The organism is Micromonospora inositola, assembly GCF_900090285.1.
Lineage (GTDB): Bacteria > Actinomycetota > Actinomycetes > Mycobacteriales > Micromonosporaceae > Micromonospora > Micromonospora inositola.
In genome coordinates this window covers 1,812,734-1,839,499 of sequence record NZ_LT607754.1, presented here as the reverse complement: position 1 = coordinate 1,839,499, position 26,766 = coordinate 1,812,734, and the positions used below count along the sequence as shown (strand labels likewise).

The 26,766-nt window shown below is 70.3% G+C and carries 20 protein-coding genes, 1 tRNA gene, 1 pseudogene and 1 riboswitch; of the genes and pseudogenes, 14 read left to right on the top strand and 8 right to left on the bottom strand.

Annotated features, from left to right (window positions below; all coding sequences use genetic code 11):
• The first annotated feature begins 32 nt into the window (after window positions 1-32).
• Window positions 33-1,049 (top strand): C40 family peptidase, encoded by a 1,017-nt coding sequence (locus GA0070613_RS08795; protein WP_231929720.1) that lies wholly within the window; start codon window positions 33-35, stop codon window positions 1,047-1,049.
• A gap of 63 nt (window positions 1,050-1,112) precedes the next feature.
• Here the strand turns inward: GA0070613_RS08795 and GA0070613_RS08790 are convergent, their stop codons facing one another.
• Window positions 1,113-3,146 (bottom strand): N-acetylmuramoyl-L-alanine amidase, encoded by a 2,034-nt coding sequence (locus GA0070613_RS08790; protein WP_089011849.1) that lies wholly within the window; start codon window positions 3,144-3,146, stop codon window positions 1,113-1,115.
• A 231-nt stretch (window positions 3,147-3,377) separates the two neighbouring features.
• Window positions 3,378-3,513, top strand: a riboswitch (cyclic di-AMP (ydaO/yuaA leader).
• Between the two features lie 61 nt (window positions 3,514-3,574).
• Between GA0070613_RS08790 and GA0070613_RS08785 the strand changes: the two genes are divergently transcribed.
• Window positions 3,575-4,561 carry a C40 family peptidase gene (locus GA0070613_RS08785; protein ID WP_231929719.1) on the top strand — a complete coding sequence of 329 codons (987 nt, stop codon included), beginning with the start codon at window positions 3,575-3,577 and terminating at the stop codon, window positions 4,559-4,561.
• Between the two features lie 40 nt (window positions 4,562-4,601).
• Here the strand turns inward: GA0070613_RS08785 and dcd are convergent, their stop codons facing one another.
• Window positions 4,602-5,180, bottom strand: a complete 579-nt coding sequence (gene dcd, locus GA0070613_RS08780; protein ID WP_089011847.1) for a dCTP deaminase — start codon at window positions 5,178-5,180, stop codon at window positions 4,602-4,604.
• A 78-nt stretch (window positions 5,181-5,258) separates the two neighbouring features.
• Here dcd and GA0070613_RS08775 point away from each other — a divergent pair, with 78 nt between their 5' ends.
• Complete coding sequence (locus GA0070613_RS08775; RefSeq protein ID WP_089011846.1) at window positions 5,259-5,819, top strand: pyridoxamine 5'-phosphate oxidase family protein; 561 nt, start codon at window positions 5,259-5,261, stop codon at window positions 5,817-5,819.
• Between the two features lie 77 nt (window positions 5,820-5,896).
• Here the strand turns inward: GA0070613_RS08775 and GA0070613_RS08770 are convergent, their stop codons facing one another.
• Window positions 5,897-6,880 (bottom strand): zinc metalloprotease, encoded by a 984-nt coding sequence (locus GA0070613_RS08770; RefSeq protein WP_089011845.1) that lies wholly within the window; start codon window positions 6,878-6,880, stop codon window positions 5,897-5,899.
• A gap of 255 nt (window positions 6,881-7,135) precedes the next feature.
• Between GA0070613_RS08770 and GA0070613_RS08765 the strand changes: the two genes are divergently transcribed.
• Window positions 7,136-7,209, top strand: a tRNA-Gly gene (locus GA0070613_RS08765).
• A 205-nt stretch (window positions 7,210-7,414) separates the two neighbouring features.
• On the opposite strand, the pseudogene GA0070613_RS34350 reads toward GA0070613_RS08765, so the two are convergent.
• A pseudogene (locus GA0070613_RS34350) lies at window positions 7,415-8,017 on the bottom strand (site-specific integrase); the annotation flags it as partial.
• A gap of 173 nt (window positions 8,018-8,190) precedes the next feature.
• Here GA0070613_RS34350 and GA0070613_RS08755 point away from each other — a divergent pair.
• The 3 genes from GA0070613_RS08755 to GA0070613_RS08745 all read left to right on the top strand — a co-directional run bounded on the left by GA0070613_RS08755 (window position 8,191) and on the right by GA0070613_RS08745 (window position 11,705).
• On the top strand, window positions 8,191-8,838 hold the full coding sequence (locus GA0070613_RS08755; RefSeq protein ID WP_089011844.1) for a 2'-5' RNA ligase family protein: 648 nt from the start codon (window positions 8,191-8,193) through the stop codon (window positions 8,836-8,838).
• Between the two features lie 193 nt (window positions 8,839-9,031).
• Entirely contained in the window at window positions 9,032-10,366 is a 1,335-nt protein-coding gene (locus GA0070613_RS08750) for a low temperature requirement protein A (protein ID WP_172875774.1), read from the top strand.
• A gap of 139 nt (window positions 10,367-10,505) precedes the next feature.
• Window positions 10,506-11,705 (top strand): low temperature requirement protein A, encoded by a 1,200-nt coding sequence (locus tag GA0070613_RS08745; protein ID WP_089011842.1) that lies wholly within the window; start codon window positions 10,506-10,508, stop codon window positions 11,703-11,705.
• 654 nt (window positions 11,706-12,359) lie between these two features.
• Here the strand turns inward: GA0070613_RS08745 and GA0070613_RS08740 are convergent.
• On the bottom strand, window positions 12,360-12,953 hold the full coding sequence (locus GA0070613_RS08740) for a maleylpyruvate isomerase mycothiol-dependent enzyme family protein (RefSeq protein ID WP_089011841.1): 594 nt from the start codon (window positions 12,951-12,953) through the stop codon (window positions 12,360-12,362).
• Between the two features lie 317 nt (window positions 12,954-13,270).
• On the bottom strand, window positions 13,271-13,825 hold the full coding sequence (locus GA0070613_RS08735) for a hypothetical protein (RefSeq protein ID WP_157746303.1): 555 nt from the start codon (window positions 13,823-13,825) through the stop codon (window positions 13,271-13,273).
• A 444-nt stretch (window positions 13,826-14,269) separates the two neighbouring features.
• Between GA0070613_RS08735 and GA0070613_RS08730 the strand changes: the two genes are divergently transcribed.
• A complete protein-coding gene (locus GA0070613_RS08730; RefSeq protein WP_231929717.1) occupies window positions 14,270-14,539 on the top strand; it encodes an e9imm peptide in 270 nt (89 codons plus the stop codon).
• 238 nt (window positions 14,540-14,777) lie between these two features.
• Here GA0070613_RS08730 and GA0070613_RS08725 read toward each other — a convergent pair whose 3' ends face one another.
• Complete coding sequence (locus GA0070613_RS08725) at window positions 14,778-16,757, bottom strand: cell wall-binding repeat-containing protein (RefSeq protein WP_157746302.1); 1,980 nt, start codon at window positions 16,755-16,757, stop codon at window positions 14,778-14,780.
• A gap of 533 nt (window positions 16,758-17,290) precedes the next feature.
• Here GA0070613_RS08725 and GA0070613_RS08720 point away from each other — a divergent pair.
• From GA0070613_RS08720 to GA0070613_RS08705, 4 genes are all read left to right on the top strand, one after another.
• A complete protein-coding gene (locus GA0070613_RS08720; protein ID WP_089011838.1) occupies window positions 17,291-19,264 on the top strand; it encodes a cell wall-binding repeat-containing protein in 1,974 nt (657 codons plus the stop codon).
• 205 nt (window positions 19,265-19,469) lie between these two features.
• The gene (locus GA0070613_RS08715) at window positions 19,470-21,473 is read left to right on the top strand and encodes a cell wall-binding repeat-containing protein (RefSeq protein WP_172875773.1); all 2,004 of its coding nucleotides are present in this window, start codon (window positions 19,470-19,472) and stop codon (window positions 21,471-21,473) included.
• A gap of 176 nt (window positions 21,474-21,649) precedes the next feature.
• On the top strand, window positions 21,650-22,222 hold the full coding sequence (locus tag GA0070613_RS08710; RefSeq protein ID WP_231929716.1) for an NUDIX domain-containing protein: 573 nt from the start codon (window positions 21,650-21,652) through the stop codon (window positions 22,220-22,222).
• Window positions 22,223-22,334: 112 nt separating this feature from the next.
• Complete coding sequence (locus tag GA0070613_RS08705; protein WP_089011836.1) at window positions 22,335-23,216, top strand: LLM class flavin-dependent oxidoreductase; 882 nt, start codon at window positions 22,335-22,337, stop codon at window positions 23,214-23,216.
• A gap of 63 nt (window positions 23,217-23,279) precedes the next feature.
• Here GA0070613_RS08705 and GA0070613_RS08700 read toward each other — a convergent pair whose 3' ends face one another.
• Window positions 23,280-23,711 (bottom strand): ASCH domain-containing protein, encoded by a 432-nt coding sequence (locus tag GA0070613_RS08700; RefSeq protein ID WP_089011835.1) that lies wholly within the window; start codon window positions 23,709-23,711, stop codon window positions 23,280-23,282.
• Window positions 23,712-23,827: 116 nt separating this feature from the next.
• Between GA0070613_RS08700 and GA0070613_RS08695 the strand changes: the two genes are divergently transcribed.
• The gene (locus GA0070613_RS08695) at window positions 23,828-24,349 is read left to right on the top strand and encodes an alpha/beta hydrolase (RefSeq protein ID WP_089011834.1); all 522 of its coding nucleotides are present in this window, start codon (window positions 23,828-23,830) and stop codon (window positions 24,347-24,349) included.
• A gap of 227 nt (window positions 24,350-24,576) precedes the next feature.
• Window positions 24,577-26,757, top strand: a complete 2,181-nt coding sequence (locus GA0070613_RS08690) for a N,N-dimethylformamidase beta subunit family domain-containing protein (protein ID WP_089011833.1) — start codon at window positions 24,577-24,579, stop codon at window positions 26,755-26,757.
• Window positions 26,758-26,766 lie beyond the last annotated feature (9 nt).

The window sequence follows — 26,766 nt, the reverse complement described above, 5'->3', positions numbered from 1 at the left end:
GAGGCGCCCGGCGGTCGGTCGCAAAGGAGTCGGTGCCGGTGGCAACCATGCCCCCTCATCGTCACGCCCGGAGTCAGCCGCCCGTCCGACCGGTCGGCGCCCGCCGGGTCGTACACCGTCTGCTCACCCTGGTCGCGGCCGTAGCGGTCGGCGCCGGACTCGTCGCTGCGCCCGCGCACGCGGCCCCTTCGGTGGACGAGATCGACGCGCAGATCGACAAGCAGTGGGAGCAGCTGGAGCCCACCATCGAGGGCTACAACAAGATCCGCGCCCAACTGAAGGTCAACAAGAAGAAGTCCGCGGACCTGCAGAAGAAGATGGCCCCGCTGGAGCTGCAGTCCACGCTCGCCATGAACCGGGTCGGCGACCTGGCCTCCCGCTACTACATGCAGGGCCCGTCGCAGGAGATCGGCGCCCTGCTGGTCGACGCCAAGCCCGGGACGCTCGCCGAGCAGCTCACCATCCTCGACCGGCTCGCCACGCAGGAGCGCAAGCAGATCGCCGGCGTGCTCGCCATCCGCGACAAGTACAAGGCGCAGAAGGCGAAGCTGGACGCGCTGATCGACACTCAGGTCAAGCAGCAGAACGAGATGGCCGCGAAGAAGAAGCAGATCGACGCCGAGATCAAGCGGCTGACCGCGATGCTGCCGAAGACCTCGGTGCGGGTCGAGGGCTGCCCCGCCATCGACGGCGTGGTGAGCAGCGCCGCGCGGATCGCGATCAAGACGGCCTGCGCCCAGGTCGGCGACCCGTACGTCTGGGGCGCCACCGGCCCGAACTCGTTCGACTGCTCGGGCCTCACCCAGTACGCCTACAAGGCGGCCGGGATCTACCTGACCCACTTCACCGGCGCGCAGTGGAACGAGGGCAGGGCGGTCTCCCGGTCCGACGCCCGCCCTGGTGACCTGGTCTTCTTCGGCTCCGACCTGCATCACGTCGGCCTCTACCTCGGCAACGGGCTGATGGTGCACGCACCGCGGACCGGCAAGCCGGTCCAGGTGAGCCAGGTCAGCACACAGCCGGTGGCCGGCTACCGCCGGGTCACCTGATCCGATCCGACGACGAAGGCCCCCGGTCAGCCGACCGGGGGCCTTCGTCATGTGGAGCGCCGGCTAACTCGGCGCGCCCACCGAGGCCGGCAGGATCAGCACGTCGTCCAGGTTCGCGAACATCACCCGGTGGCCGAACTGCATCTGCACGTACCGGTTCTCGCCCCGGACCACCGTCCGGTCGCCGGGGGCGGAGCCGTCGAAGGAGACCGCCCGGTAGTACTCGCCCGGCAGGACGCCGCCGAGCGCGTACCGCTGGCCCGCCGCGAAGGTGTACTGCAGCGGCGAGATGGTCTGGTACGGGATGGTGGCCGGGTAGGCCGCCCGCTCGGGGTAGGCCCGGCCGTACACCGGGATGGTGGCCTTGCCCGGCTTGGGCGTCACCACGAAGCCCTGCCCCCACTTCGCCGTCGGCGCGGAGGCCGGGTTGAGGAACCAGGCCTTCTGGCCGAGGTACCAGATCGCGGTCCAGTCACCCTGGACGTCCGCGAGGGCGTACGTCTGGCCGGTCGAGGCGCGGGCGCCGTGGTCGGAGATGTACATGGTGTCCGGGGTGCCGTTCGGCCGCAGGCCGCGGTCGTTGACCAGCGGGGCGGTGTCGCTCGGCGCGGTGCGCAGGATGACCGAGGAGGAGCCGCGCAGCGGGCACGGCGCGGCCGGCGGCGTCGGCTTCGGCACGCCCGGCGGCTGCTGGTTGCAGCCGATGAACGCCGGCTGGTTGCCGGCGTAGTCCGGGTCGATGGTGACCAGGCCGGTGTGCGGCGTGCCGGTCGAGTGGAAGGGCGCCTTCATCATGTCGAAGTAGTGCGACCAGTCCCAGTACGGGCCCGGGTCCCAGTGCATCCCGGCCACGGTCCCGGCGGTGGTGCCGGGGACGTTGTCGTGGCCGAGGATGTGCTGCCGGTCCAGCGGGATCTGGAACCGGAGCGCCAGGTGGCGGACCAACTTGGCCGAGGTCCGGTACATCGCCTCGGTGTACCAGGTGCCGTGGCCGGCGAAGCCCTCGTGCTCGATGCCGATGGACTTGGCGTTGACGTACCAGTTGCCGGCGTGCCAGCCGACGTCCTTGGCCTTGATGTGCTGGGCGACGTAGCCGTCCACCGAGCGCAGCGTGTAGTGCCAGCCCAGGTAGGTCTTGTCCTGCACCAGCTTCACGCTGGGGCCGAAGTAGCCCTCGGTGTCGTGGATGACGATGTACTCGATCTTCTGCTGGGCGGGCCGGTCGCCGAGGTCGTGGTTGCCGTAGTCGCCCGGGTTCGGGCCGTACTTCTCGTACGGCGCGGGGATCCACTCGCAGGCGAGCCGGACCGGGCATTCCAGGCCGTCCGGCCGCTCGGCGCGGCGCAACCCGAGCCGGTGCAACCCGGACTCGTCGGGCGTCACCGCCAGGGCGGCGAGAGTGACCCGCTGGCCGTCGTCGGTGGTCCGGCTGGCACCGAGGCCGATCTGGTCGTACACCTCGTCGGCGAAGGCCGCCGCGGCGTCCTCGGTGTCCGCGCCGGAGTACCGGGCCACCGCGCCGTACCAGGCCGCCGGGTCGCTGCCGGCACCGACCGGCGCACCCAGCTCCTTCTGGTACGACGCGAGCAGCGCCGCCCCGCCGCGGATGTTGGCGGCGGCGTCGGTGCGCAGCGTCTCCTCGGCCGCGCCGGTGAGCGCGGCGGCGGCGTCGAGGGTCTGCAGGGACGCCTGCGGCAGGAGGTCCCCGGTCGGTTCGGCCGCCGTGGCGGGGTCGAGGACCAGGGGCCGGGACTCGTCCCCCCGGGGGTCCTCGTCCTCGTCGACGTGCCCGCTGGACGGCGTGCTGGCGACCTGTTCGGCGTCGGTCAGGTGCATCGGGCCGTAGCCGCCGCTTGTGCTGGGCTGGCCAGGGTGGGTGTCCCAGCGGGATTCCAGGTACGACACGCCGAGCAGCACGCTCCCCGGCACGCCGTACTCGGCCGCGGCGGCGGCGTACTGCTGCTGGCGGTCGGTGGTGTCGGCGGGCCCGGCGTCGGGTTCGGCGGCGACGGGTCCGGTGGTGAGGAGAAGGGTGGCCGCCGCCATGGCGGTGGCGAGCAGAACCCGTCTGCTTGGCGGCACTGGTGAGCGGAGCATGGAACCTCCAGATCGGGCGGAAGTCACTGCGTGCTCACCCTCGCCCCACGCATGGCATCGGGTCAATACCTTTCCCCGCGATGATGTTGAGTGAAAGAAACCTTCACCGCCGTGATCATCGGGAATTCCGGTACGGAGTGTCACGGCGTCGCGGGTTGCGGATCGATAACGGCGCTCTCTACTCTGGTCAATCGTCGGCCGGTATGTGCATCGTCCAACCCGGGTGGTGACTGTCCGACACCGCCGAGTCGCCTCCGGGCGAGCCGGGGAACCAGGTACCGGGGGTGAATCCGCAGCTCTGCGGTAGGGCGGCTCCCTTCCCGTCCGAACCCGTCAGCTAACCCGGTAGGCGGTCAGCGAAGAAGGAGTACGGAAGCCCGGTGGCACACCATGCCCCGCGGCGACCGTCGGTCCGGTCGGTCGACCGGATGACGGCTGCGCCGCGTCCACGCTGGTCCCGCTTCACCACCGCCCTCGCCGCCCTGGCCGGCACCGCCGTCATCCTGACCGGTGGCGCCACGGCGGCGCACGCCGAACCGACGGTCGCCGAGATCGAGCGCCAGATCGACCAGGACTGGAACAAGCTCGAACCGATCATCGAGCAGCACAACGCCACCCGCCAGGACCTCGCCGTCAAGCGGAAGCAGGTGAACGCGCTCGCCAAGCAGATCGCCCCGCTGCAGCTCCAGGTGGACCTCGCCATGGGCCAGGTCGGCGGCCTCGCCGCCGAGGCGTACAAGGGCGACAACCTTTCAACGGTGAACGCGCTGCTGGGTAGCCGGTCGACGAGCGACGTGGTCACCGGCCTCGAACTGCTCGACCGCTTCGCCCACCGCCAGCAGCAGCAGGTGCGCAACGTCGTCGAGCTGCGCGATCAGCTGGCCGCCAAGAAGAAGCCGCTGGACGAGATGGTCGCCCAGCTGGCCCGGACCGAGGCCCAGCTTGCGGCGAAGAAGAAGCAGATCAACGCCGAGATCGCCAAGCTGGACAAGCTCCGGCTCAAGATCTACGGCAGCGGTGGCGGCGGCCCGCTGCGGCCCGCGCCGTGCCCGTCCGGCTACCCGGGCGGCCCCGCCGGGGTCGCGGTCAAGTTCGCCTGCGCCCAGATCGGCAAGATCTACGTCTGGGGCGCGGCCGGCCCGGACCACTTCGACTGCTCCGGCCTGACCATGGCGGCCTGGGCCAAGGCCGGGGTCTCGCTGCCGCACAACGCCCGCCAGCAGCACGACGTCACCCGCCGGGTGAGCCGGAGCGAGCTGCGCCCCGGAGACCTGGTCTTCTACTACAGCGACCTGCACCACGTCGCCATGTACGTCGGCGGCGGCTGGGTGGTGCACGCCTCCCAGTCGGGCAAGCCGATCACGATGAAACGCGTCGACGACGGCCAGATCAACAGCTACGGCCGACCGGGCTGATCCACCGGCAGGGGCTCCCGCGTGGGGGCCCCTGCCACCGTCAGCGGGTCGGCCAGGTCCGCCAGTTCTGCCAGGACCGGCTCGGCGTCGGACCGCGCTGCCCCTGGTAGCGGGAGCCGTAGACCGCGGAGCCGTACGGGTGCTCGGCCGGCGAGGAGAGCCGGAAGATGCACAGCTGCCCGATCTTCATCCCCGGCCAGAGGGTGATCGGCAGGTTCGCCACGTTGGAGAGCTCCAGCGTGACGTGGCCGGAGAAGCCCGGATCGATGAAGCCGGCGGTGGAGTGGGTGAGCAGCCCGAGCCGGCCCAGTGAGCTCTTCCCTTCGAGGCGCCCCGCGAGCTGGTCGCCCAGCGAGATCACCTCGAGCGTCGAGGCGAGCACGAACTCGCCCGGGTGCAGCACGAACGGCTCGCCCTCCGGCACCTCCACCATCGAGGTCAGGTCGTCCTGCTGGACCGACGTGTCGATGTGCGTGTAGAGGTGGTTGTTGAAGACCCGGAAGAGCTTGTCCAGGCGTACGTCGATGCTGGACGGTTGCACCAGCGTGGGCTCGAACGGCTCCAGCGCGAGCGTGCCCGCCTTGATCTCGGAGACCAGGTCGCGGTCGGAGAGCAGCATCGGAACACCATAGCGACCGGTACGGGTGACCTGCGTGTCGGACTGCGCGTTCGTACGTGTGTTCGATAGAATGTCGGCATGGCTTCCTGGTCCGAATTCGCCGCCGACGAGCCCCGCCTCGCCGACGAGATCCGCCTTCTCCTGCAGCAGTACGGGCCGGGCTTCGGCTACCTCGCCACGGTCCGCGCCGACGGCGGCCCCCGGGTCCACCCGGTCTCGCCGGTCATCACCGACGAGGGGCTCTTCTGCTTCGTCATCGACTCGCCGAAGCGCCGCGACCTCGAACGCGACGGCCGCTACGCGCTGCACTCCTTCCCGCCCGAGGAGAGCGACGACGAGGCGTACGTGGCGGGCCGCGCCCGTCCGGTGACCGACCAGGCCCGGGTGGCCCGGGTCGCCGAGATCGGCCGGGCCGCGCCGCAGGTCGACTGGCGGCTCTTCGAGTTCACCATCGACGTCGCCATGCTCACCCGTCGTGGGCAGGGCGACGTGACGAGCCGCGGCGGCGGGCAGCCGGCCGTCCAGGTCTGGCTCGACCCGCGGGCGGCGCACCCGGCCGGCGACGCCGCAGGCGTACCCGACCAGCGGCCGGCCCGGCGCGGGCGGCACGGCTTCGACACCCGCCGTACGGCGGCCTGACCCCGGCAGAGGCCCTCCGGAGACGGCGGTGCCGGCCCCGTCGTGAGACGGAGCCGGCACCGGCGTCTGCTGGGGCGTTACGCCGCGCGGTAGGCGTTCCACGCGGTCAGCATGCGGCTCGCCTGACCAGCGGTGAACTGGTACATGCACGAGTCGTAGGTGTAGTCCATGAAGTTGGTGATCGGGTCCAGGCCGGTCGCGGTGCAGGTGTCCCGCCCGGTCGGGCACTGGAACGCCGGCGACGCCTCCGCCGGGGTGTCGCTCACGCTGTCGCCCGAGCCGGAGCAGCCGCCCTGGAAGGTGTGGTAGAGGTTCAGCCAGTGGCCGACCTCGTGGGTGCCGGTGTCGCCCTGGTTGTAGTTGGTGGCGGTGCCACCCGGCAGCGACTCGCTCAGCGCGACCACGCCGTCCATGCTGTCCAGCTTGCGCTTCGGGAAGGTCGCCCAGCCCAGCAGGTCGTTGCTGAGCTCGCCCAGGTAGAGGTTCAGCGTGTTCTTGCCGCCCTCGCGCAGCGAGGTCTTCATCTGCCGCTCGGCGGTCGAGCCCTGCACGATCGGGTACCAGGCGGCGTTGGTCACGTGGTGGACCTTCTGCAGCTGGAAGCCGAAGGCGGTCGGCGCGCCGCCGGTGGCGCCGCTGTAGGCCTGGTTGAGCACGTTGATCTGCGCGGTGACCAGCGAGTCGGGGATGTTGCCGCCGGCCCGGGTGGTGTCGCGCTGGATGACGTGCACGACGACCGGAATGCTGACAGTCGCCAGGGTGGTGGCTCCGGCGCCGGCCCGGAAGTTCGCCCGCTCGCGCAGCGCGGCGGCGAGGTCGGCCTCGCGGTCACGGACCTGCTTGGCGGTCAGCTCATTCGGGTCCAGCTTCGCGCTGCCGCCCTTCTTGACCCGCGCGTCCGAGTGGACGTCGGTCGGCTCGGCGCAGGACGCGCCGGGGGCGGCCGAGAAGGCCGAAGCAGCGGGAACGACGCCCACCGCAGCGGTGCTGAGCAGCAGCGCGAGGGTCGTCGAAGCGACGCCGGCGGTACGCCGGGTCAGCAGGTTGGGACGAAGTCCCATGGGCCCACCTCTTTCTGGCGGCACGACAGGGGGTATGTCGCGCCGTGGCTGAGAACGTGCGGGTGACGTTACAACCGATCGACGGATTTGAGAACGGGCGAATGTTGCCGCAGGGAAACTTTCTGCTGCGTCCGTGCAGGTCGGTGATTTCAAGGTCGTGTGGGGGTGGTTTCGCTGGCGGCGGGGGCCGCGGTGGGCACGCCGGGGGTACCTGGATGCACGGGCGCGGTGACCTCAGGTACAGTGGTGCCGCCTGCGGGTGTAGTTCAATGGCAGAACATCAGCTTCCCAAGCTGACAGTGCGGGTTCGATTCCCGTCACCCGCTCCAGCGTGAGGCCCCAGCTCAGGACAGGTTTCCTGGCTGGGGCCTCGTTCGTTGCTACCCACTTCTTGCGCTGGCCGTGCCCGTTACGTGCCCGATCCCTGCTCTGCTTGATCTGCGAGCTGAGCGCGTCAGCGATGTGCTCGTCGCGCTCCCGGGCGGTGTGCTGGTAGATCATCGCGGCCCGGGTCGAGGCGTGGCCCATCCGGGCCATCAGTTCGGCCAGGCTCGCGCCGGTCCGGGACGCCAGGGTGTTGCCGGTGTGCCGCAGGTCGTGGAAGTGGAAGTCGGGCAGACCGGCCGCAGCCACGGACTCGCGCCACTTGCAGGCGGTCTGGAAGTTGGAGCGGCGCAGGACGGCACCCTTCGCGCCGGTGAAGACGAGCGCGTCCTGGTCCTCGTCGACGAAGTCGTCCAGGTGTGCGCGGACGTCGCGGCGGATCGCGTCGGGAATGGTGACGGTCCGGATGCCGGCATCGGTCTTGGGCGGTCCGAAGGTGAGGCTTCCGTCTGAGCGCTCGACCAGGGTCGCGCGGACGGTGAGGGTCCGACAGCGGAGGTCGAAGTCGCGGCGACGAAGGGCGGCCAGTTCGCCGTAGCGGAGGCTCGCGAAGGCGGCGAGCAGGATCAGGGCGCGGAACCGGCCGGGCACGATGTCGGCGAGCTGGAAGACCTGGGCCACCGTGGCGGTAGGTCGCTCAGCCGCGCGCTCAATGCCGGCACCCTTGATCCGGCAAGGGTTGCGCCGGATGAGTTCGTCATCAACGGCGGTGTTGAGAGCAGCGCGCAGCAGACGGTACGCCTTGGCGACCATCGTCGGGCTGACGCCTTCTGCCAGGAGATCGGCTCGCCATGCGCGGACGATGCCGGGCGTGATGTCGCTCAACAGGCGATCACGCAACGTGGGTTCGATGTACTTGCGGTGCAGCCAGCGGTAGAGATCGAGGGGACGCCGAGGGCCTCTCGGACATCTAGGTAAGGGAAAAGATGCCCGCTCCGATCGAGCACGTCGACGAGATGCAGGACCACTGGTGGTGGCGGCCGGGCTGGCGGGCAGGCCGCCACTTCTACGCCTGCCACTTCACGATGGGTGAGTATCCCGAGCTGGTGAAACTGGTGCGGCGCTACCAGGAGGCGCTACGACCGTTTCCCGGTCTCGACCTCATCCCCTCCACCTGGCTTCACCTAACGATGCAGGGAATCGGCTTCGTCGACGACCTGGACGACGAGCAGGTCGCTCGATTGGAGCCCGCAATCCGCGAGAGGCTTGCGGAGCTGCCCGCACCTGTCGTTGCGTTCCACCGCCCTGTCGTCCGCCCGGAGGCTGTCTACCTGCCAGCCGAACCGCCGGCCCCCCTCACGGCGGTACGCCACGCCGTGAGGGAGGTGATCGGCCACGTCCTGGGCGCGGACAACGTCGAGTTGGCGCCCGAGCACGTCCAGGGCTATCGGCCGCACGTGAGCCTCGCCTACTCCAACGCGGCCCAATCCGCGGAACCCATCGCAGCAACGCTGTCCCAGGTTGAGGCAGAGCCCGTCGTGGTGACTCTCCATCACCTTGGTCTCCTTGAGTTCCACCGTGACCATCGGATGTACCAGTGGACCCGATCGGAGCAGGTGCGTATCGGACGCTGACCACCGCGATAGCATCGAACGCTTGTACGATCGCCACGTGGTGAAAGAGCTGGTGGCACGCTGGTGGATTGGGACGACGCAACCGCCGAGGTGAGGCCGGCCGGTTGCCGGTGAAGCGAAGAACACGAGGAGCGGCCGTGCTGCTGGCCATCGGATGGGTGTGGTCCCTCACCGCGGGGCTAACCGGTGGCCGGTGACGACGAGTGGCACAAGCGGACTGCTTCGCAAGCTCGAGGACGTCGCGCGAGCGTCGTTCCTGGAGCTGTTCTTCGATGTCGTGTTCGTCTTCGCGCTCCGCGCGCTCGCCCAGCAGCTGTTCAACAACCTGACCTGGTCCGGCGCGTTCCAGGCACTGGTCCTGCTGGTGGCCATCGCATGGGTGTGGACCCAAACCGCGCGAGTGACCGGACAGTTGAACCCGCGGCGGCCGCCGGTACAAGCGCTGGTCCTCGCCACCATGGTGGGTGCCCTGGTGCTCTCCGCGGCGGTCCCCCAAGCGTTCGGCAAGACCGGCCTGATCTTCGCGGTCACCTACCTTGCCATCCAGATCGGCCGCGATCTGTTCCTCATGGTCCTGTTGCGAGGCCAGGAGCTGCAACATGTTGCTGGACGGGCGGCGATCTGGCACGCCGCCACCGCAGTGCTCTGGCTGGCCGGGGCGGTCGCCTCGAGCACAGTACGTACGGCGCTGTGGACACTCGCGGTTGCCCTCATCCACGCCGCATGGTGGTTCAGCTACCCCCTGCCAGGACTCAGGCGCCTGGCCGGTGCGCAGATGCCGCCCGCCGGCGAGTACATGGCCGACCGCTACCGGGCACTGTTCGTCATCGCCCTCGGCGAGGTGGTGCTGGCGATCGGATCGAGCCTCACCGGTCGCGGCTTTGCTACCGACCAGACCGTGGCGTTCGTGGTGGCATTCGCCGGCACGGCGTTGATCTGGCGGATTTACATCTTCCGCGCCGGACAAGACATGGGGCCGGCCATCCAGGCCTCCGCCAACCCCGACCGGCTCGGCATCCTGGTGGCCTACGCACACCTGGTCATGATCGCCGGCCTCGTCGTCGCCTCGGTCACCGCCGAACTGGTCATCGACGACCCGTTTCGGCCATCCGCGCGCGGCCACGACCGTCACCATCCTCGGCGGTACCGCGCTGTTCCTCGCCGGTCGGACCCTCCTGCAATACCTGGTATTCGGCAGCATCTGGAGAAGCCGCGTCATCGGGCTGGTCGCGCTCGCATGCCTCCTGCCGCCGATGCTGCTCCTGCCACCGCTCGTCAACGCCATCGTTACCGCCACAGTCCTCACCGGCATCGTCATCGCCGACAACATTCGTGCACGACGACACCCCCAAACGATCTCCCCACCAGGCCTCCACCGCCCCAGCAACACGTGACCAGCACCGGCGAGCGCCACTCTCCCCGTCAACATCACGATCGGCGGGAATGTCGCGCATCAAGTGGAACCAATCCCTCACCCATCAAGCGGAGCACGACAGGCCGGCTGCCGGCGATGCCAGGCTTCAGTTGATGCGTTACGGATCGATGTCACATGATCCGTAACCATGCCGGCTAAACGATCTTGAGGGAGAGCTCGGGACTTGGCCACATAAGCAAAAGCGGACGGATACGCTAATACCGAACCAAGATCGGTAGGAGCGGACGGTCCGGTGACGACGAGTGGCACAAGCGGACTGCTTCGCAAGCTCGAGGACGTCGCGCGAGCGTCGTTCCTGGAGCTGTTCTTCGATGTCGTGTTCGTCTTCGCGCTCCGCGCGCTCGCCCAGCAGCTGTTCAACAACCTGACCTGGTCCGGCGCGTTCCAGGCACTGGTCCTGCTGGTGGCCATCGCATGGGTGTGGACCCTCACCGCGCGGGTGACCGGACAGTTGAACCCGCGGCGGCCGCCGGTACAACTGCTGGTCCTCGCCACCATGGTGGGTGCCCTGGTGCTCTCCGCGGCGGTCCCCGAAGCGTTCGGCAAGACCGGCCTGGTCTTCGCGGTCACCTACCTTGCCATCCAGATCGGCCGCGATCTGTTCCTCGTGGTCCTGTTGCGGGGCCAGGAGGTGCAACATGTTGCCGCACGGTCGGCGATCTGGCACGCCGCCACCGCGGTGCCCTGGCTGGCCGGGGCGGTCGCCTCAGGCACAACACGTACGGCGCTGTGGACGCTCGCGGTTGCCCTCATCCACGTCGCATGGTGGTTCAGCTACCCCCTGCCAGGACTCAGGCGCCTGGGCGGTGGGGACTTGCCGGTCGGCGGCGAGTACCTGGCCGACCGCTACCGGGCGATGTTCGTCATCGGCCTCGGCGAGGTGATCCTGGCCCTCGGATCGAGCCTCACCGATCGCGGCTTTGCTGCCGACCGAACCGTGGCGTTCATGATGACATTCGCCGTCACAGCATTGATCTGGCGGATCTACATCTTCCGCGCCGGAGAAGACATCGGGCCAGCAATCCAGGCCTCCGCCAACCCCGACCGGCTCGGCACCCTGGCGGGCTACGCACACCTGGTCATGATCGCCAGCCTCGTCACCGCGTCGGTCGGCGCCGAACTGGTCATCGACGACCCGCTCGGCCATCCACGCGCGACCGCGACCGTCACCATCCTCGGCGGTACCGCGCTGTTCCTCGCCGGTCGGACCCTCCTGCAGTACCTGGTCTTCAGCAGCGTCTCCAGAAGCCGCGTCATCGGGCTGCTCGCCCTCGCATGCCTCCTGCCGCCGATGCTGCTCCTGCCACCGCTCATCAACGGCTTCGCTGCCGGCGCAGTCCTCACCGGCATCGTCATCGCCGACAACATTCGCGTACGACGGCACCCCGCACCCATCTCCCCACCAGGTCCCCACCGCCCCAGCAACACGTGACAAGACCCCGAGCGCCACTCTCCCCGTCAACGTCACGATCGGCGGGAGTGTCGCGCATCATGCGGAACCAATCTGTCACCCATCAAGCGGGCTACGACAGCCGGCTGCCGGCGATGTGGTTCAAAGTTTCTGTACGTCTTCAAGGCGGCCCGAAACGGGCCGCACGCGCCGCCGCCTGGGCGCGCGCCGGCCGCTGCCGCTGGCGCTCTGCGGCCGTCACGCCTGACGCCCGGCGGCTGGCGCGGAGAGCGGGGAGCCCGGAGGGCCGTCGCAGAACGACAGCAGCAGCGTTGACCGGTGGTGGTGGGGCCGGCAGCCGGCTGGGCCGCGTGGCCAGGACCCGCGCGGCGTAGGGGAGCGCAAGCCGGCCGCGTCGGCGAGCTGGCGGCGGTCGCGGAGTTGCGGTTAGGGCGCCTCCGGCGGGGGCGCAACGGCTCCAGGATGGCCGAAGATCGCCGGCAGCCACCGGGTTCGTGGGTGGTTGCGGTAGGCCATCGCGCCTGCCACCGACCCGGGCGAGCCGAGCAGACCACCGCCCGACCCGCCAGCGTCCGTACGAGCCGTCAAGGTCCGCTTGACATGGCGGGCCGGGCGGCGGCCCGCTCCCCAGAGGGCGGGTCGGCGGCATACGGGATGGCATCGCGTCTCATGGGGTCATTCGCCCAGCGGAGCACCGCGCCAACGCCATTCCTTCAGCTGGGGTCGTCCTGGCAGCTCGATCCGGCCCGTGGACCACCGCAGTGCCGCCCACGGATCCACCCTGGCCAGCTCCTGCGCCGCTTCCGGAAACAACCGAGCGAGTACCCGGGTGCACACGTCACGTGGTGGATCGATGGCGAGACCGAGGCCCTGCGCGATGTCGTCGCCGTGCAGCAACGTCTCCACGCACCCCATGGCGGCGAAGCCTTCCGGATCGGCTTGACCGGTGGGGTGGTAGGCCCGAATATCCGCTCCGGACGTGCGTACCGTGGCTGCCAAAATACGGCCACCCGCCTCGGCGAACTCCAGTACCTGTTCCGGGGAAGCGTCCTTGTCGGCGTTTGCCATGAAGCGCACATACCGCTTCTCCGGCCGGGCCACGAGTTGGCCCGCGAACGACATAAGGCAATCACCGATGTGCTCGGCGGTGTGCCAGCAGTCCCACTCCAGGCTGCCTGCCCGCGCGAACCAGTCCAGGCCGGTCGCTGGTCGTAGGCTGGCAACAACGCTGGACAATGCTGCGTCGAGATCATCGGCGGTGACCGCCACGGTTCCCTCCAGGTTTGCGAGGCCGATGCTGCACTGGCTTTAGTCAGTACAGCCAGCCTGCCTGATGGGTGTGACGAACCGAGTGACGCCGGGTGTGGACGGCAGCGGACTTAGACGGACACCCACGGAGTGTTCCAGCAGCTCAGCCCGCTTGATGGTCCAGCTCAGCCGATAGCGATCATTCCTTCGGGACGAAGCGGTCGCCACTCCCGATACGTGCCCGAACCAGCAGTCAAACAAGGGCCACCAGCGGCATTGGCAGCGGGGTGATCGATGGCCGCGGCGACCACACGCATATCGATTTGTGACGCGCGGCTTCAGGCCGAAACTTCCGGCGGTGGAGGGAGCGTCTGCAAGCTTTGACGGAAGGCCGGTTCGGGCCTAGTGGGCGGTTTCAATAGGAGGACGAAGTCCGGCAACGCGTGTGGTGATGGATCTCCAGTCGGTGTCCGTGATCCTGGCTCGCTCTCCCAGTCGATGAGGTTGACGGTCACCGCGTAACGGCCAGCGGGTGCCGCCACGTGGAGGGCTCGGTTGTCGGGGTTTGCTGACACGTTTTCCAGTCCGCTCAGGTAGAGCGCTCCGGCTGAGGTGATGAGGTAGGGATCCGATGTGACGAGCAGTCGCGCCTGCTCGCGCTCTGTCAGGTCCGCGATCTGGTCGGAGCCGCCAACACGGACCACGAACTGGAACGCTGAGTCCCCCAGGTTGATCGGCACGAGCATGCCGGCCAGGACGTGCTGGAGGATGTCCTCATCTTCAAGCAACGAGTCTTCCCATGAGTCGTAGTCGACGACGGAGGCGAAGCGCTCGGGGTTCCAGAGCACCTGCATGCCGGCATCAGTCGCTACGGGTCCTGCTACCTCGAACATTCCGTCTCCCTGCACGTCCCTGGCCGTCGCCGGGCCGTCGAAGGTTAGCCAATGGCGACCAACAACGACCAATGCCGACGGCCGTTGGCCAGCTCACCAGGTGCGAGCAGCGGTCGGAGCATGGCCAGCGTGCAGCTTGGGGTCTCAGCCTCAATTCCTCCCAGCTTCGTGCCCGATACGTGCCCGATAAAGCGGTCAACATCGGCCAACGGCGGTCCGTAACACGGCTGGACCGGCGCCTCGCTGCTTCACTGGCTGTTGGCTAGGGCCACCCAGAACAGTGGATCAATCCGATTCCCAAGCTGACAGTGCGGGTTCGATTCCCGTCACCCGCTCCACGCGAAAGGCCGTGGTCAGGACGCAAGTCCCAGCCAGGGCCTTCGACGTTTCCCAGGCTGCGGCCGTTGCCCGTGCCATTGGCGTGCCATCAGCGTGCGGTCTGAGGTGAGCGACCTGGCAGCGAAACTGACCCGAGACGAGGCGATTGCCCTCGTGGAGCGGATCATGAGGGGCGACTACGCAAACGACGCTGAGGCGGACGGGTGGCTGGACCAACTTGAGCGAGACCTCGTCTGCCCGGACGGCAGGGTCTCCGGCCTGATCTTCTGGACGGACCCCGAGTTGACGGCTGCCGAGGTGGTTGACCGAGCCTTGGCCTATCAGCCGATCCAGATGCGGTCCACGCCATGGACCGAGCCGCCGCCGAGCACCTAGCCCCACCCTTCCCCACGCTCCTTGCCCCTCTTGCCGGCCTTGTCCTTGGGCTTGCCTTTGCCGGCTGACTTCTTCGACTTCTTCCGGTCCGCGCGTACCGCCTCGTGCAGGTGACGTGCTGGTAGATCAACGCGGCCTGGGATGAGTCGTGGATGGCTTTCCTCCACCCTCCGCACCACGTCCCCACAGCAGAAGGGGGCCCGGCGGACGGCCGGGCCCCCTTCTGCTGCGTCGCGTGCTACTCGGCGAGGCGCCGCTGCGCCGCCTTGGCGGCGTCCGCCACGTCGGCGGCGGTACGGAGCTCCGGTGCCGGGGCCGCCGTCGTCCGCTGCGCGGTCGTACCGGCCGTGGGCAGCCCGACGTCGGTGGCGTTGGCGGTGGCGACGTAACCGGCCGGCCCGCTCAGGAACCTACCGAGGCCGTCGGCCTGGACGTCGTTGACCACCGCGGCGGAGCCGAAAACCAGTCCCGTGTGAAGGGAGCCGCTGAACTCGGTGGCCAGCTCCTCGACCTCGGGACCGAGGCTGTCCGCGGTGCCGGGGGCCAGGATCAGCGGGCCGTCGAGCGAGGCCATCAGGGCGCCTCCGGCCAGCGCGTCCGGCCAGTTCATACCGGTGGCCACGCCGACGTGGTTCTCTCCGCCGAAGAAGGCCCACGCGGTCAGCAGCGCCGTCTCGAAGCGGCTGTCCCCGTAGAGCGGGATGGCGCCGTAGGGCTCCGTCGCGGTGGCGCCCTGGAGACCGACACCGACGACGGCCGAGTCGGCCGACAGCCCGTCGAGGTAGGTCTTGGTGGCCGGGGGAAGCTTGTCGTCGTTGGTGAGGACGACGACGGCGGAGCTGCCCTTGCCGGGCAGGTTCTGGGCGCCGGCGGCGGCGCCAGCCGCGAGAGCGTCCGGGAAGTTCATCCCGGTGGCCGCGAGGACCATGTCCGGTGCCGGGTCGACGGCGTTGGCGATGGCGACCGAGGTGCCGAAGCGGTCCGCCCCGGCGATCCGTACGGTGGTGAAACCGAGCGCCTTCACCTGCTGCTCCACGGTGGTGGAGAGGGCGCCGGCACTGCCGAGCAGGTAGACGGTCCCGCCGGGGGCCAGCACCCGTCGCATCTCGGTCGCGATCGCCGGCTGCAATGCGGTCGGCGGGGTCATCAGCAGCGGGCCCTGCTTGGCGGCGGCGAGGGCGGATCCGCCGAGGGCGTCGGCGAAGGTGTCCGAACGGGACAGCACGACGGCCTGGGCGCGAGCCCGCTGGTCCGTGGTGCTGTTGGCGCTCGCCCAGTGCGACTGCGAGATGGCGCTGGTGGTGCCGTACCGGTCGGCACCGGACAGCCGGACCACCCGGTTCTGGTTGCGCGGCTGGCACTCCGGCATGCCGGAGAGCCCGCTGACGACGTTGGGTACGCCGGTCCAGCTGCCGTCCGCCGCCGCCCAGGCCACCTGGCTGCCCTGCCGGAAGGCGATGATGCCGCCGTCCGGGGACCAGGCCGGGTCGTCGCGCTCACCCGCGGTGTAGGTCACCTGGACCAGGTCGCCGCCGGTGAGATCCGAGGACCAGATCTGGCCGCTGCGGACGAAGGCGACCCGCTTGCCGTCTGGGGAGAGCGTCGGGCTGGCCGCGTCGGTGGTGATCCGGGTCCAGGTGCTGCCGTCCAGGAAACCGATCTCGGGCGTCCCGGTCGGGTTGCCGTTACCGTCGTCGGCCTGTCGCTGCACGACGATCCGCTGCCCGTCGCCGGTGTCGGGGTCGAGGTAGTGGCGGCCGTCGTTCGGGGAGCGGGTGGTGATGTCCGAGCCGTACGCGCTGACGCTCTGCTCGATACGCCACGGGCTGCCGGCGGACTTCGCGGCCCACACCACGCTGCTGCCGTTGCCGACCCACTCCGGGTTGGCCCGCTGCGAGCCGGGGTCGGGGTTGGCGATGGAGTAGATGCTCGAACCGTCGTTCCACCGGATGGTCGCGATGTCCCCGTCGTCGGTGACGAAGACAGCCCGGCTGCCGTCTGGCGACCAGGCGGCGTCGGTGACGGTGTAACCCTCTGCCTGCAGGCGCACTCCGTTGTTCATGGTGATGTACGCGGTGCCGTCGCTGGCGGTCAGCAAACTGTTCGTGGCGCTGTGGCTGGCGTTCGCCACGCCCGCGCCACCGAAGACGGTGGTCGCGCCGACCGCAAGCAGTGTGGCGCACGTGGCGGAACGGCGACGGAAGTTCGTTCGGGGCAAGGAGGCTCCTTGAGGAGATTTCGCGGCGCGGATGCCAATCGATCACGTCGGCCGTACGGCCGGGCGGCGCCCGGACGTCACTGTAGAGAACCGGCCGGAATGCTGCTGGCCCGATCAGGGTGGGTGGGAAGCCGTTGAGACGTGACGACGGGTGGGGTTGCCGGCGGCGACCGGTCGGTGACCGTACGTCGAACGAGGCTGGCCAACCGCCCGAACCCCTTCACCGTCGTACTCGTTCGTCTCCGCGGTGCCCGCCGTCAGGAGCAGCGGACCGTTGACGTCGCCATCAGGGCGGGAGCCGGAAATTCCGCTGCTGAGGGGGTTGCGGCCTCCACCCTTCGGTCAGATCCTGGTCGCGACGGGCTACCCGGGGCAGCGCCCGACCAAAACATCCCCTAAGGTTCGTCGCATACGCGCCGCCCCGCGCCGGATCGGCCGGCGGACGGGTGCAAACCTACGGCGCTTTTCAGCAGGGAGTTCCCTTGCCACCATCGTCTCTGCGCAGGTCTGCTGCGCTCGCCTCGGCTCTCGCCGTGGGCTCCACCGCTCTCATCGCCGGTGCGCCGGCCGCCACCGCGAGCCTCCCCGGCACCGGTGAGGTGCTCACCGTCAGCAACAGCACGACGTCGCTCAAGTTCCTCAACGACAGCTCCCGTACGACGCTCGTCAACCCGCTCGGCGACAGCATGCTGAACGCGTCCTGGTCGCCGGACGGCAGCCGGGCCGCCTACGTCGACCAGGACGGCGGCATCACCTCGATCCGCTGGAACGCCAGCGGCGACCTCTGGTACGTCGCCGTGCCGGAGGACGGCGTTCTGCGCAACAGCCCCTCCTACCGGGGTGACGGCAGCAGCGTCGTCTGGGCCGAGAAGGCCGGCACCGGCAAGTGGATGGTCCGGATCGCGCCCAGCAGCTCCGGTTTCCCCGGCGGTCACATCTCCCCGGACGACGGCCAGCACTACCTGAACCCGGACGGCGGCCCGGGCATGAAGGTCGTCTTCCAGCGGCAGGCGGACAACGGCGCCGGTAACCCCACCGGCACCCCGGCGGTCATCCTCTACGACTTCTCCAACGGCGCCGCGCAGACCACCGTGGTCGACGACAACGGGTCCAACCCGTCCCTGTCGCCGGACGGCACCAAGGTGGCCTTCGTCCGCGACGGCCAGATCATCGTCTCCGACCTGACCGGCGGCAACGAGGTGGTCGTCGCCAGCAACGCCGGGCACGACAACCCCACCTGGTCCCCGAACGGCACCAAGATCGCGTTCAGCCAGGGCTCCACGATCGCCACCGCGCTGGCCGACGGCTCGCAGGCGGCGAACCCGGCCGTGGTCTCGACCGCCGCCGGCGTCCCGGCGTACCAGCCGCGGAACAAGGACCGGTCGGTCCGGCTCTCCGGCAGTTCCCGGTTCACCACCGCGGCGGCGGTCTCCCAGTCGCACTGGAAGACCGTGAGCAACGCGGCCGACACGCGCGAGCAGGCTCAGGCCGTGGTGCTGTCCCGCTCGGACACCTTCGCCGACGCGCTCAGCGGCTCGGCGCTGGCGGCGGCCAAGCGCGGCCCGCTGCTGCTGACCCCGCCGACCAGCCTGGAGGCGACCAGCCAGGCGGAGCTGCAGCGGACCCTGACCCCCGGCGGCACGGTCTACCTGCTGGGTAGCCCGGGCGCGATCTCCACCACGGTGGAGGACGCGGTGAAGGCGCTGGGCTACACCGTGGTGCGGCTGGCCGGCACCGACCGGTTCAGCACCTCGGTGGCGATCGCCAAGGCGATCGACCCCACCCCCGACCTGGTCCTGCTCGCCACCGGCATGAACTACCCGGACGCGCTCGCGGCCGGTGCCGCGGCGGGCTCCTACGACTACCCGGGCAGTGGCACCAGCGCCGTGGTGCTGCTGACCAACGACTCCACGATGCCGGCGGCGACCAAGGGCTTCCTGGACACCCTGCCGGCGGGCACTCGTGACATCGCAGGCATCGGCCTCTTCGGTGCCAACGCGGCGGCCGCCTACGACCCGAACTCGTTCGAGGTGTCGGGCACCGGACGCTACGAGACCGCCCTCTTCGTCGCCTGGACGTTCTTCGGCGGGGAGAACCACATCGGTCTCGCCACCGGCACCAACTGGCCCGACGCCCTCTCCGGCGGTGCGCTGATGGGCCTGCTCAACGGCCCGCTGTTGCTCACCCCCGGTACCGCCACCACGCTGGGAGCGGAGGCGCAGGCGCTGCTGGACGAGAGCAGCGGATCCGTGCACACCGCGCTGATCTTCGGTTCCAGCGCCGTGGTGTCGTCCAACCAGCAGAGCCAGGCCGGCACGTGGATCGGTGGTCCGCTCGGGTCGTCGCTGCTCAGCAACTCGACCGACATCGGCCTGTCGTCCACTGCCCGGACCGCTGACTCGCTTCGCGTCGCCGGTGCCACCACGGTCGGTTCCGACGTCGTCCGTACGCCGGAGCAGGCGGCGGCCGCGGCGGAGTCGCTCCCGGAGCGCACCGCCCGCCGCTGATCGGCGAGCATCCGGCCGGTCACCGGTCGGCGAACGTAGAAGGGCCCGGTCGATCCGACCGGGCCCTTCCGCGTGGGCGGGCTCGGCGGGGCAGCGCGGCGGCCACAGATTCTTTTACAGTGATCGGACACGTGCCGCCGCCCGCCCGGACCAGCCGGCTGATCGATGCATGTCGCGGCGCGTCCTCCAACGGGGAGTTCTTCTCTTGTCATCAGCGCAGTTCCGCAGAGCCGGGGCGTTCGCCTCGAGCCTCGCGGTCATCTCCGCCGTGTCCGTGGCTGGCGCGCCCGCTGCGCACGCCAGTCTGCCTGGCTCCGGCAGTGTCCTGACCATCAGCAACAACGCCACCTCGATCGATTTCATCGGCGACCCGGCGCGGCAGACGCTGAGGAACCCGGTGCCCGAGGCGATGCGGGACGTGTCCTGGTCGCCCGACGGCAGCCGGGCCGTCTACCTCAGCCCCGATCAGCGCATCCGGTCGATCCGCTTCGACGGCACCGGCAAGGTGCAGGACGTGGTCCTGACGCCGATCCCGGGCCGCCAGCGGGCCGGCACCTCCTGGCTCGGCGACGGCAGCGGCGTGGTGTGGGCCGAGAAGTCGGACGCCACCTCCGGTTGGACCATCCGGATGGGTGCGAGCACCTGGGGCGTCGGGGAGGAGCAGATCTCGCCGTACGGCTTCGGCAAGCACTACCGCAATCCGGATGGCGGGCCCGACGGGCGGGTGGTGTTCCAGCGCGAGGACGACGACGGCACCGGTCAGCCGACCGGTCAGCCCGCTGTGATGCTCTACGAGCCGGGGGCCCAGGGTGGCCGGGTCACGCTGGTGGACGACAACGGCGGGAACCCCGCCTTCTCGCCGGACGGCAGGAGGGTGGCCTTCGTCCGCGAGGGCCAGATCATCGTCTCTGATCTGACCGGTGGGAACGAGGTCGCGGTCACCAGCAACCCGGTGGCGCACGATTCTCCCACCTGGTCTCCGGACGGCAGCCGGATCGCGTTCCGGCAGGGCCCCACCGTGGCCATCGCGCCGGCCGACGGATCGGCCGCCGCCAGCCCGAGCGTGCTCGCCATCGTCGACGGGGTGCCGGCCTACCAGCCCCGCCGCAAGGACCGGGTGGGACGGCTCGCCGGCGACAGCCGCTTCTCCACCGCGGTCTCCGTCTCCCGGTCGCGCTGGGCGAGCGTCGCCGACCCGGCGGACTCCCGGGAGCGGGCCCGTGCGGTGGTGCTGTCCCGGTCGGACACCTTCGCCGACGCGCTCGGCGGCTCGGCGCTGGCGGCGGCCAAGCGTGCCCCCCTGCTGCTGACCCCGCCGACCAGCCTGGAGTGGGGCACCGGCGCGGAGATCCAGCGGGTGCTCGCCCCCGGCGGCACCGTCTACCTGCTGGGCAGCCCCGGCGCACTCTCCACCGCGGTGGAGGACCAGATCCGGGGGCTCGGCTACACCGTGCGGCGGCTCGCCGGCACCGACCGGTTCGCCACCGCGGTGGCGATCGCCAAGGAGATGGACGCGGACCCGGGGATGGTGTTCGTCGCCACCGGCATGAACTTTCCGGACGCCCTCGCGGCGGGTGCCGCCGCCGGCTCCTACATCTTCGCGGAGATCCCGACAGCGGTGATCGTGCTCACCAACGACGCCGTGATGCCAGGGGCGACCAGGGACTACCTCGACTCGCTGTCGGCGGGGCGGTACATCATCGGAATCGGTCGGGCGGCCGCGGCGGCGGCCGAGGCGTACGACGACGACGCGCTCGACCTTGTCGGCGACGACCGCTACGACACGGCGGCGGCGGTCGCTCGGGTGTACTTCCACGGGGAGCAGCACATCGGCGTGGCCACCGGCTCCGACTGGCCGGACGCCCTGGCCGGCGGTGCGCTGATGGGTGCGCTCAACGGTCCGCTGGTGCTCACCCCCGGCACCGCGTCCGCGCTGGGACCGGCGGCGCGGGACGCCCTGGACGAGACCAGCGGCGCCGTCCACACCGCCCTGGTCTTCGGCTCCGCTTCGGTGGTCAGCGACAGCCAGCTCACCGAGGCGGGGACCTGGATCGGCGGCCCGCTCGGCTCGACCAGGGTCTACAACCCGACCGACGTGGGCGCCCCGTCGCGAGCTGGCGCGACGGTGGGCGCCGGCGCGATGGCGCGTACGGCGGATGAGGCCGCCGCCGTCCGGGCGCTCGAGACGCTGCGGGCCGGCAACCGGTAGCAGGTCGACAGGCGAAGGGCCCGGCCGTCGCGGCCGGGCCCTTCGTCGTACCGCCGATGGCGTCCGTGACGGCGGACGCCCGGCATCCGGTGCGCGACTTCGTCGGGCCTCGGCGGACGCCGACCCACGACCCCGACGCCCGCGGTCTGTCCCAGCCAGCTGGCAGGATGCGTGGAATGCGGGTGGAGAGCGAGATCCGTGCCCTGGTCGAATCCCTGACGCCGATGGATGACCTGGAGGCCCGGCACCGGGCGGAGTGCCTGTCCTGGCTGGCGGGGACCGACGACATCTTTCGCCGGGTCACGCCGCGCACCCCGTCGCCGCACCTGGTCGCATACTTCCTGCTGCACGATGTGGCGGACGGCAGCGTCCTGCTGGTCGATCACGTCAGGGCCGGGAAGTGGCTGCCCAGCGGCGGCCACGTCGAGCCGGGCGAGCACCCCGTCGAGACCGTCCGGCGCGAGGTGGTGGAGGAGCTCGGCATGCCCGCGGTATTCCCGCCGCGCCCCGGTGAGCGTCCCCTCTTCCTCACCGTCACCGGGACCGTCGGGCCGCCGGAGGACCGGCACACCGACGTCAGCCTCTGGTTCGTGCTGAGCGGCAGCCGCGAACAGGCGCTCACGCCCGACCCGGGCGAGTTCCGCGCCGTCCGCTGGTGGACCGGGCGGGAAGTGGCCGACGCGGACCCGGAGACCCTCGACCCGCACATGGGCCGGATGATGGTCAAGCTGGCCGCTCTCCGACCCTGACAGCCCGCAGGGTCAGCGCGCCGACGTCGTCGCGGGGTGGAACCGGACTGGATCGGGCCCAGCGCTGGCTGAGACGCCTCGCACTGGACGACGAGCACGTACGCTGACGATCATGCGGATTGGCATCGTGATCCTTCCCGACCAGCGCTGGTCCGAGTCGCAGCGCCGCTGGCGGCAGGCGGACGAGTGGGGCTTCGACCACGCCTGGACCTACGACCACCTGGGCTGGCGGGACCTGGTCGACGGCCCGTGGTTCGACTCGGTGACCACGCTCACTGCGGCCGCGACGGTGACCTCGCGGATCCGGCTCGGCACGCTGGTCGCCTCGCCCAACTTCCGGCACCCGGCGGCCTTCGCCCGGCAGGTGACCGCGCTGGACGACGTCTCGGGCGGTCGGCTGCTGCTCGGCATCGGCGCCGGCGGGATCGGCTTCGACGCCACCGTGCTCGGCGGGGAGACGCTGCCGCCGCGGCAGCGGGTGGACCGCTTCGGCGAGTTCACCGAGCTGCTCGACCTGGCGCTGCGGGAGGACGGGACGACCTGGCGGGGTGACTGGTTCGCCGCGGTCGGCGCCCGGAACAATCCCGGCTGCGTCCAGCAGCCCCGGGTGCCGTTCGTGGTCGCCGCGAACGGGCCACGCTCGATGCGGCTGGTGGCCCGGTTCGGTCAGGGCTGGGTCACCACCGGCGCCGGCGGTGACGACCTGGAGAGCTGGTGGGACTCGGTCACCGAGCTCTCCGCCCGGCTGGACAAGACGCTGGCCACGGCGGGCCGCGACCCGGCCACCCTCGACCGCTACCTGTCGCTCGACGCGGCGCCGGTCTTCTCGCTGAGCAGCGCCGACTTCTTCGCCGACCAGGTCGAGCGGGCCGCGAGGCTGGGCTTCACCGACGTGGTCAGCCACTGGCCGCGGGCCAGCAGTTGGTACGCCGGCGACGAGGCGATCCTGGCGGACGTGGCCACCCGGCTGCTGCCCGAGCTGCGCCGCGCCTGACCCGGCACGCGACCGGCGCCCGGCAGCGGTCCGGACGCACCGCGACGTGGCGCGAGGCTCACCTCAGGTGCCGAGGTCTCCGGTGGCGACGCCCCCGTCCCCGCCGGAGACCAGCCGGAACCGGATGCAGATGATCTGCGTGTCGTCGGTGACCGGGGTGCCCTGCCGGGCCCAGTAGGCGGCGTGACCCGCCCGCCACCCCTCGACGGACCGGTCGCCCTCCCCTTCGGACCGGGCGAAGTCCCAGGGTACGTCGGCGAAGCGGACCACCTCGACGCCGGTGACCTCGACGATCCCGGCCAGCGCGTCGTGGTCGTCGACGAGGACCAGCCGTTCGCCGGCGTGCTCCAGCTCTTCGTTCTCCTCGGCGTACTCGGTGAGCAGGCCGGCGGTCGCCGTCTTTGCGCCGGCCAGCACCAGGGTGTTGAGCGTGGTCCGCAGCTCGCCGGGCGTGCCGAGGGCGAGCGAGCGGAGTCCACCGATCCGGGGCCACATCCTGCCGAGGCTACGCCGCCGGATGATCTCGTGTCCGGAGCATTTCAACGTCCCCCACTGTCCGGGCGGTCGGCGCTACCGTGACGACGGCGGGCAGAGGCGACGAGGAGGAGACCATGGCGGACCGGCGCGCGGTGCTCGTTCCGGGGCGGGGCTACGACACCCGGGCCCCGCTCTTCGTCTATGTCGGCGAGGCGCTGCGCCGCGTCGGCTTCGACACCCACGAGATCACCTGGGAGGTGCCCCGGGACCTCGGCGCGGACCGGGCCGCGCCGTGGGTGGCCGAGCAGGTGACGCCGGCCCTCGCCGAGCGCACCCACCTGCTGGTCGGCAAGTCGCTCGGCACATTCGCCAGTCCGCTCGCCGCCGACCGTGGGCTGCGCGCGGTCTGGCTCACCCCGCTGCTCAACCGGGCCGACGTGACCAAGGCGCTGGACCGGGCGACCGAGCCGTTCCTGCTGGTCGGCGGCACGGCGGACAAGCTCTGGGACGGTGCGGTGGCCCGCCGGCTCACGCCGCACGTGCTGGAGATCCCGGACGCCGACCATTCGCTGATGGTGCCCGGCCCCCTGGCCTGCTCGGCCGAGGTGCTGGGCCGGGTCTGCACGGCGGTGGAGGAGTTCGTTCAGACGAGCTGACCGGCGTGGCCGGCCGCCGCCCGCACCCGCCCGTCTCCGGTCGCAGCACGCCGGAACTCGCGGCCACCCGATCGTCAATCGTCCGGTCGACTGATGGGATCGGAACCCCCGGCTGAAGGTCCTCGCGGACAGTGCCAATTGTTCGCCGGCTGCCAGGCGCGGACAAACTTGTCGTGACCCTCGAAATAGGGTGTTCAGCGTCTGTGGGTTGACTGAGGGGGACGGTCATGACTGAGCACCAGAAGCCGGACGGCATGCCGCGCCGGAGCTTCCTTCGGGACGGCGCCATCGTCGCGGCTTCCGTTTCGCCGACGCTGCTGACGGGTCTCGCCCCCGCGTCGGCCGCTGTTCCCGCCTACGACCCCCAGCAGCGGTTCATCCGGCTGGTCGGCGGAGGAAACGGAGTCGTCTACGCGATCCAGGCTGACGGCTCCCTCCTCTGGTACCGCCACCTGGGGTGGCAGACCGGGACATCCAGCTGGGCGAGTGGTTCCGGCCGCAAGATCGGCTCGGGCTGGCACGAGTTCCAGACTGTCTTCGGCAGCACCAACGGCTCGCTCTACGGGGTCCGCGGCGACGGCACGGTGCACCACTACCGCTACGACCTGTCCGATCCGCTGACCGGCGCCGGTTCGTTGTTCAGCGGTGGTCAGATCGGCACCGGGTTCGACCGGTATCCCCGGCTGTGCGGGTTCGACGGCGCGATCTACGGGCAGGATACCGACGGACAGCTGTTCTGGCACCAGTACAGCCCGTCGAGGAGAGCGTGGACGGCCACGGGCATGCGGGTCGGCAGGGGCTTCCGGGGTGCGGTGCTCCAAGCGGACGCCTCAGGAGTCATCTATGCGTACCGCTACGGCGTCGTCTTCTGGCACCGGCACATCGGTAGGGGCTTGTGGGCACGGGGTTCCGGGCTTCGGATCCTCGGCGGGCTCCGCGATGCCGGGGTGAACGACGGGGTGTGGTTGACCGGCCAGGGTGTTCTGTACGCCATCCCACCGGACCCGGCCACCAGCAGGCAGACGGGCACCATCCTCCACCACCGGCTGATCAACTACACCACCGCCGGTCCCGACGGACGGGCCGTCTGGCTCAACGGCGGATCGGCGACGAAGGTCGGGACGGGCTGGACGGTCCAGTCTCGGGCCGCCCTCCAGGGCTACCCCAACACGCCGAGCGTGTTGCAGGGGGGGACGCTCCTTGTGGCGGTCTCGACCGGCTTTCCGTCGGTCACCGCGTCGATGGTGCGGCTGGCACCCAACGCCGGGGCGCCGCAGGTGGTCTCCGCTCCCATGCGGGTCACCGGTGGAGTGCAGTCGCTGCCGACCGGCTTCATCCGTGTCGGCTGCGACTGGTCGGATCGGATCCGGTTGCGGATTCCGGCCGACTGGCAGCCCGGTCTGTACGCGGCGCGGCTCGACGGCCCGCACCGGCTCCACCGGTACGTGCCGTTCATCGTCCGGCCGACGAAGCCCACCAGCCAGATCGCCGTGCTGCTTCCGACCTTCACCTACAACGCCTACAACACCTGGGGCGGACACAACCAGTACTGCACCGACATGTCCGGGCCGCGCCCCCTCTCCGCGCGTCGTCCCTCGACTGAGCTGAACGTGGACGATCCCGCAATCTTTGATCACACGATGTGGTCGGACCTGATGTTGACGCGATGGATGTCCAAGCAGGGGCTCGCCTTCGACTGCTACGAGGACGCCGACCTGCACGCCTCTGGTAGCTGGCTCACCCGTTACCGGGTTCTCGTGTTGGGCAGCCACCCCGAGTACTGGTCGGAGGCGATGCGGCAGCATCTCGTCAACTATCAGGCCGGCGGCGGTCGGCTGATCTACTCCGGCGGCAATGGCATCTACGAGCGGGTGCGGGTCGACGCTGGTCGGACCGTGGTGACGTACCGCCGACCGGACGGCAAGCGCGACCCCTACGCCGCGCTGGGCCTGCCCGCCTCACAGTTGGTCGGGGTCAACTACGCCACCGCCGGCAGCTACGCCCCGTACCGGGTGGTGCGCGACCACCCGTTGTTGGCCGGCACCGGCCTCACCGTCGGCAGCAGGTTCGGCCTCAGCGGCTACAACGGCGCCGCCAGCGGCTGGGAGATGGACGCGATGCTGGGCCTCGCCGGCGAGGCCGCCGAGTCCGAGGTCATCGCCAGAGGGGAAAACTCCGGCGGCGGTGCCGCCATGGTGTTCATGGAGAAGCCCAACGGCGCACTGGTCTTCAGCGCGTCCTCGATCGCATTTGCCGGCGCGCTGGGAAGCGATCCCGCGATGTCAACCCTGTTCCGCAACGTCTTCACGCGGATGCTGCAGCCCGGGCCGGCGGTCACGGCCACCCAGGCGCCCATGCAGCGCACCAGCCCGACGCCGGCGGTTCCGGAGCCCAGCACGATGGAGTAGGCCGACCCG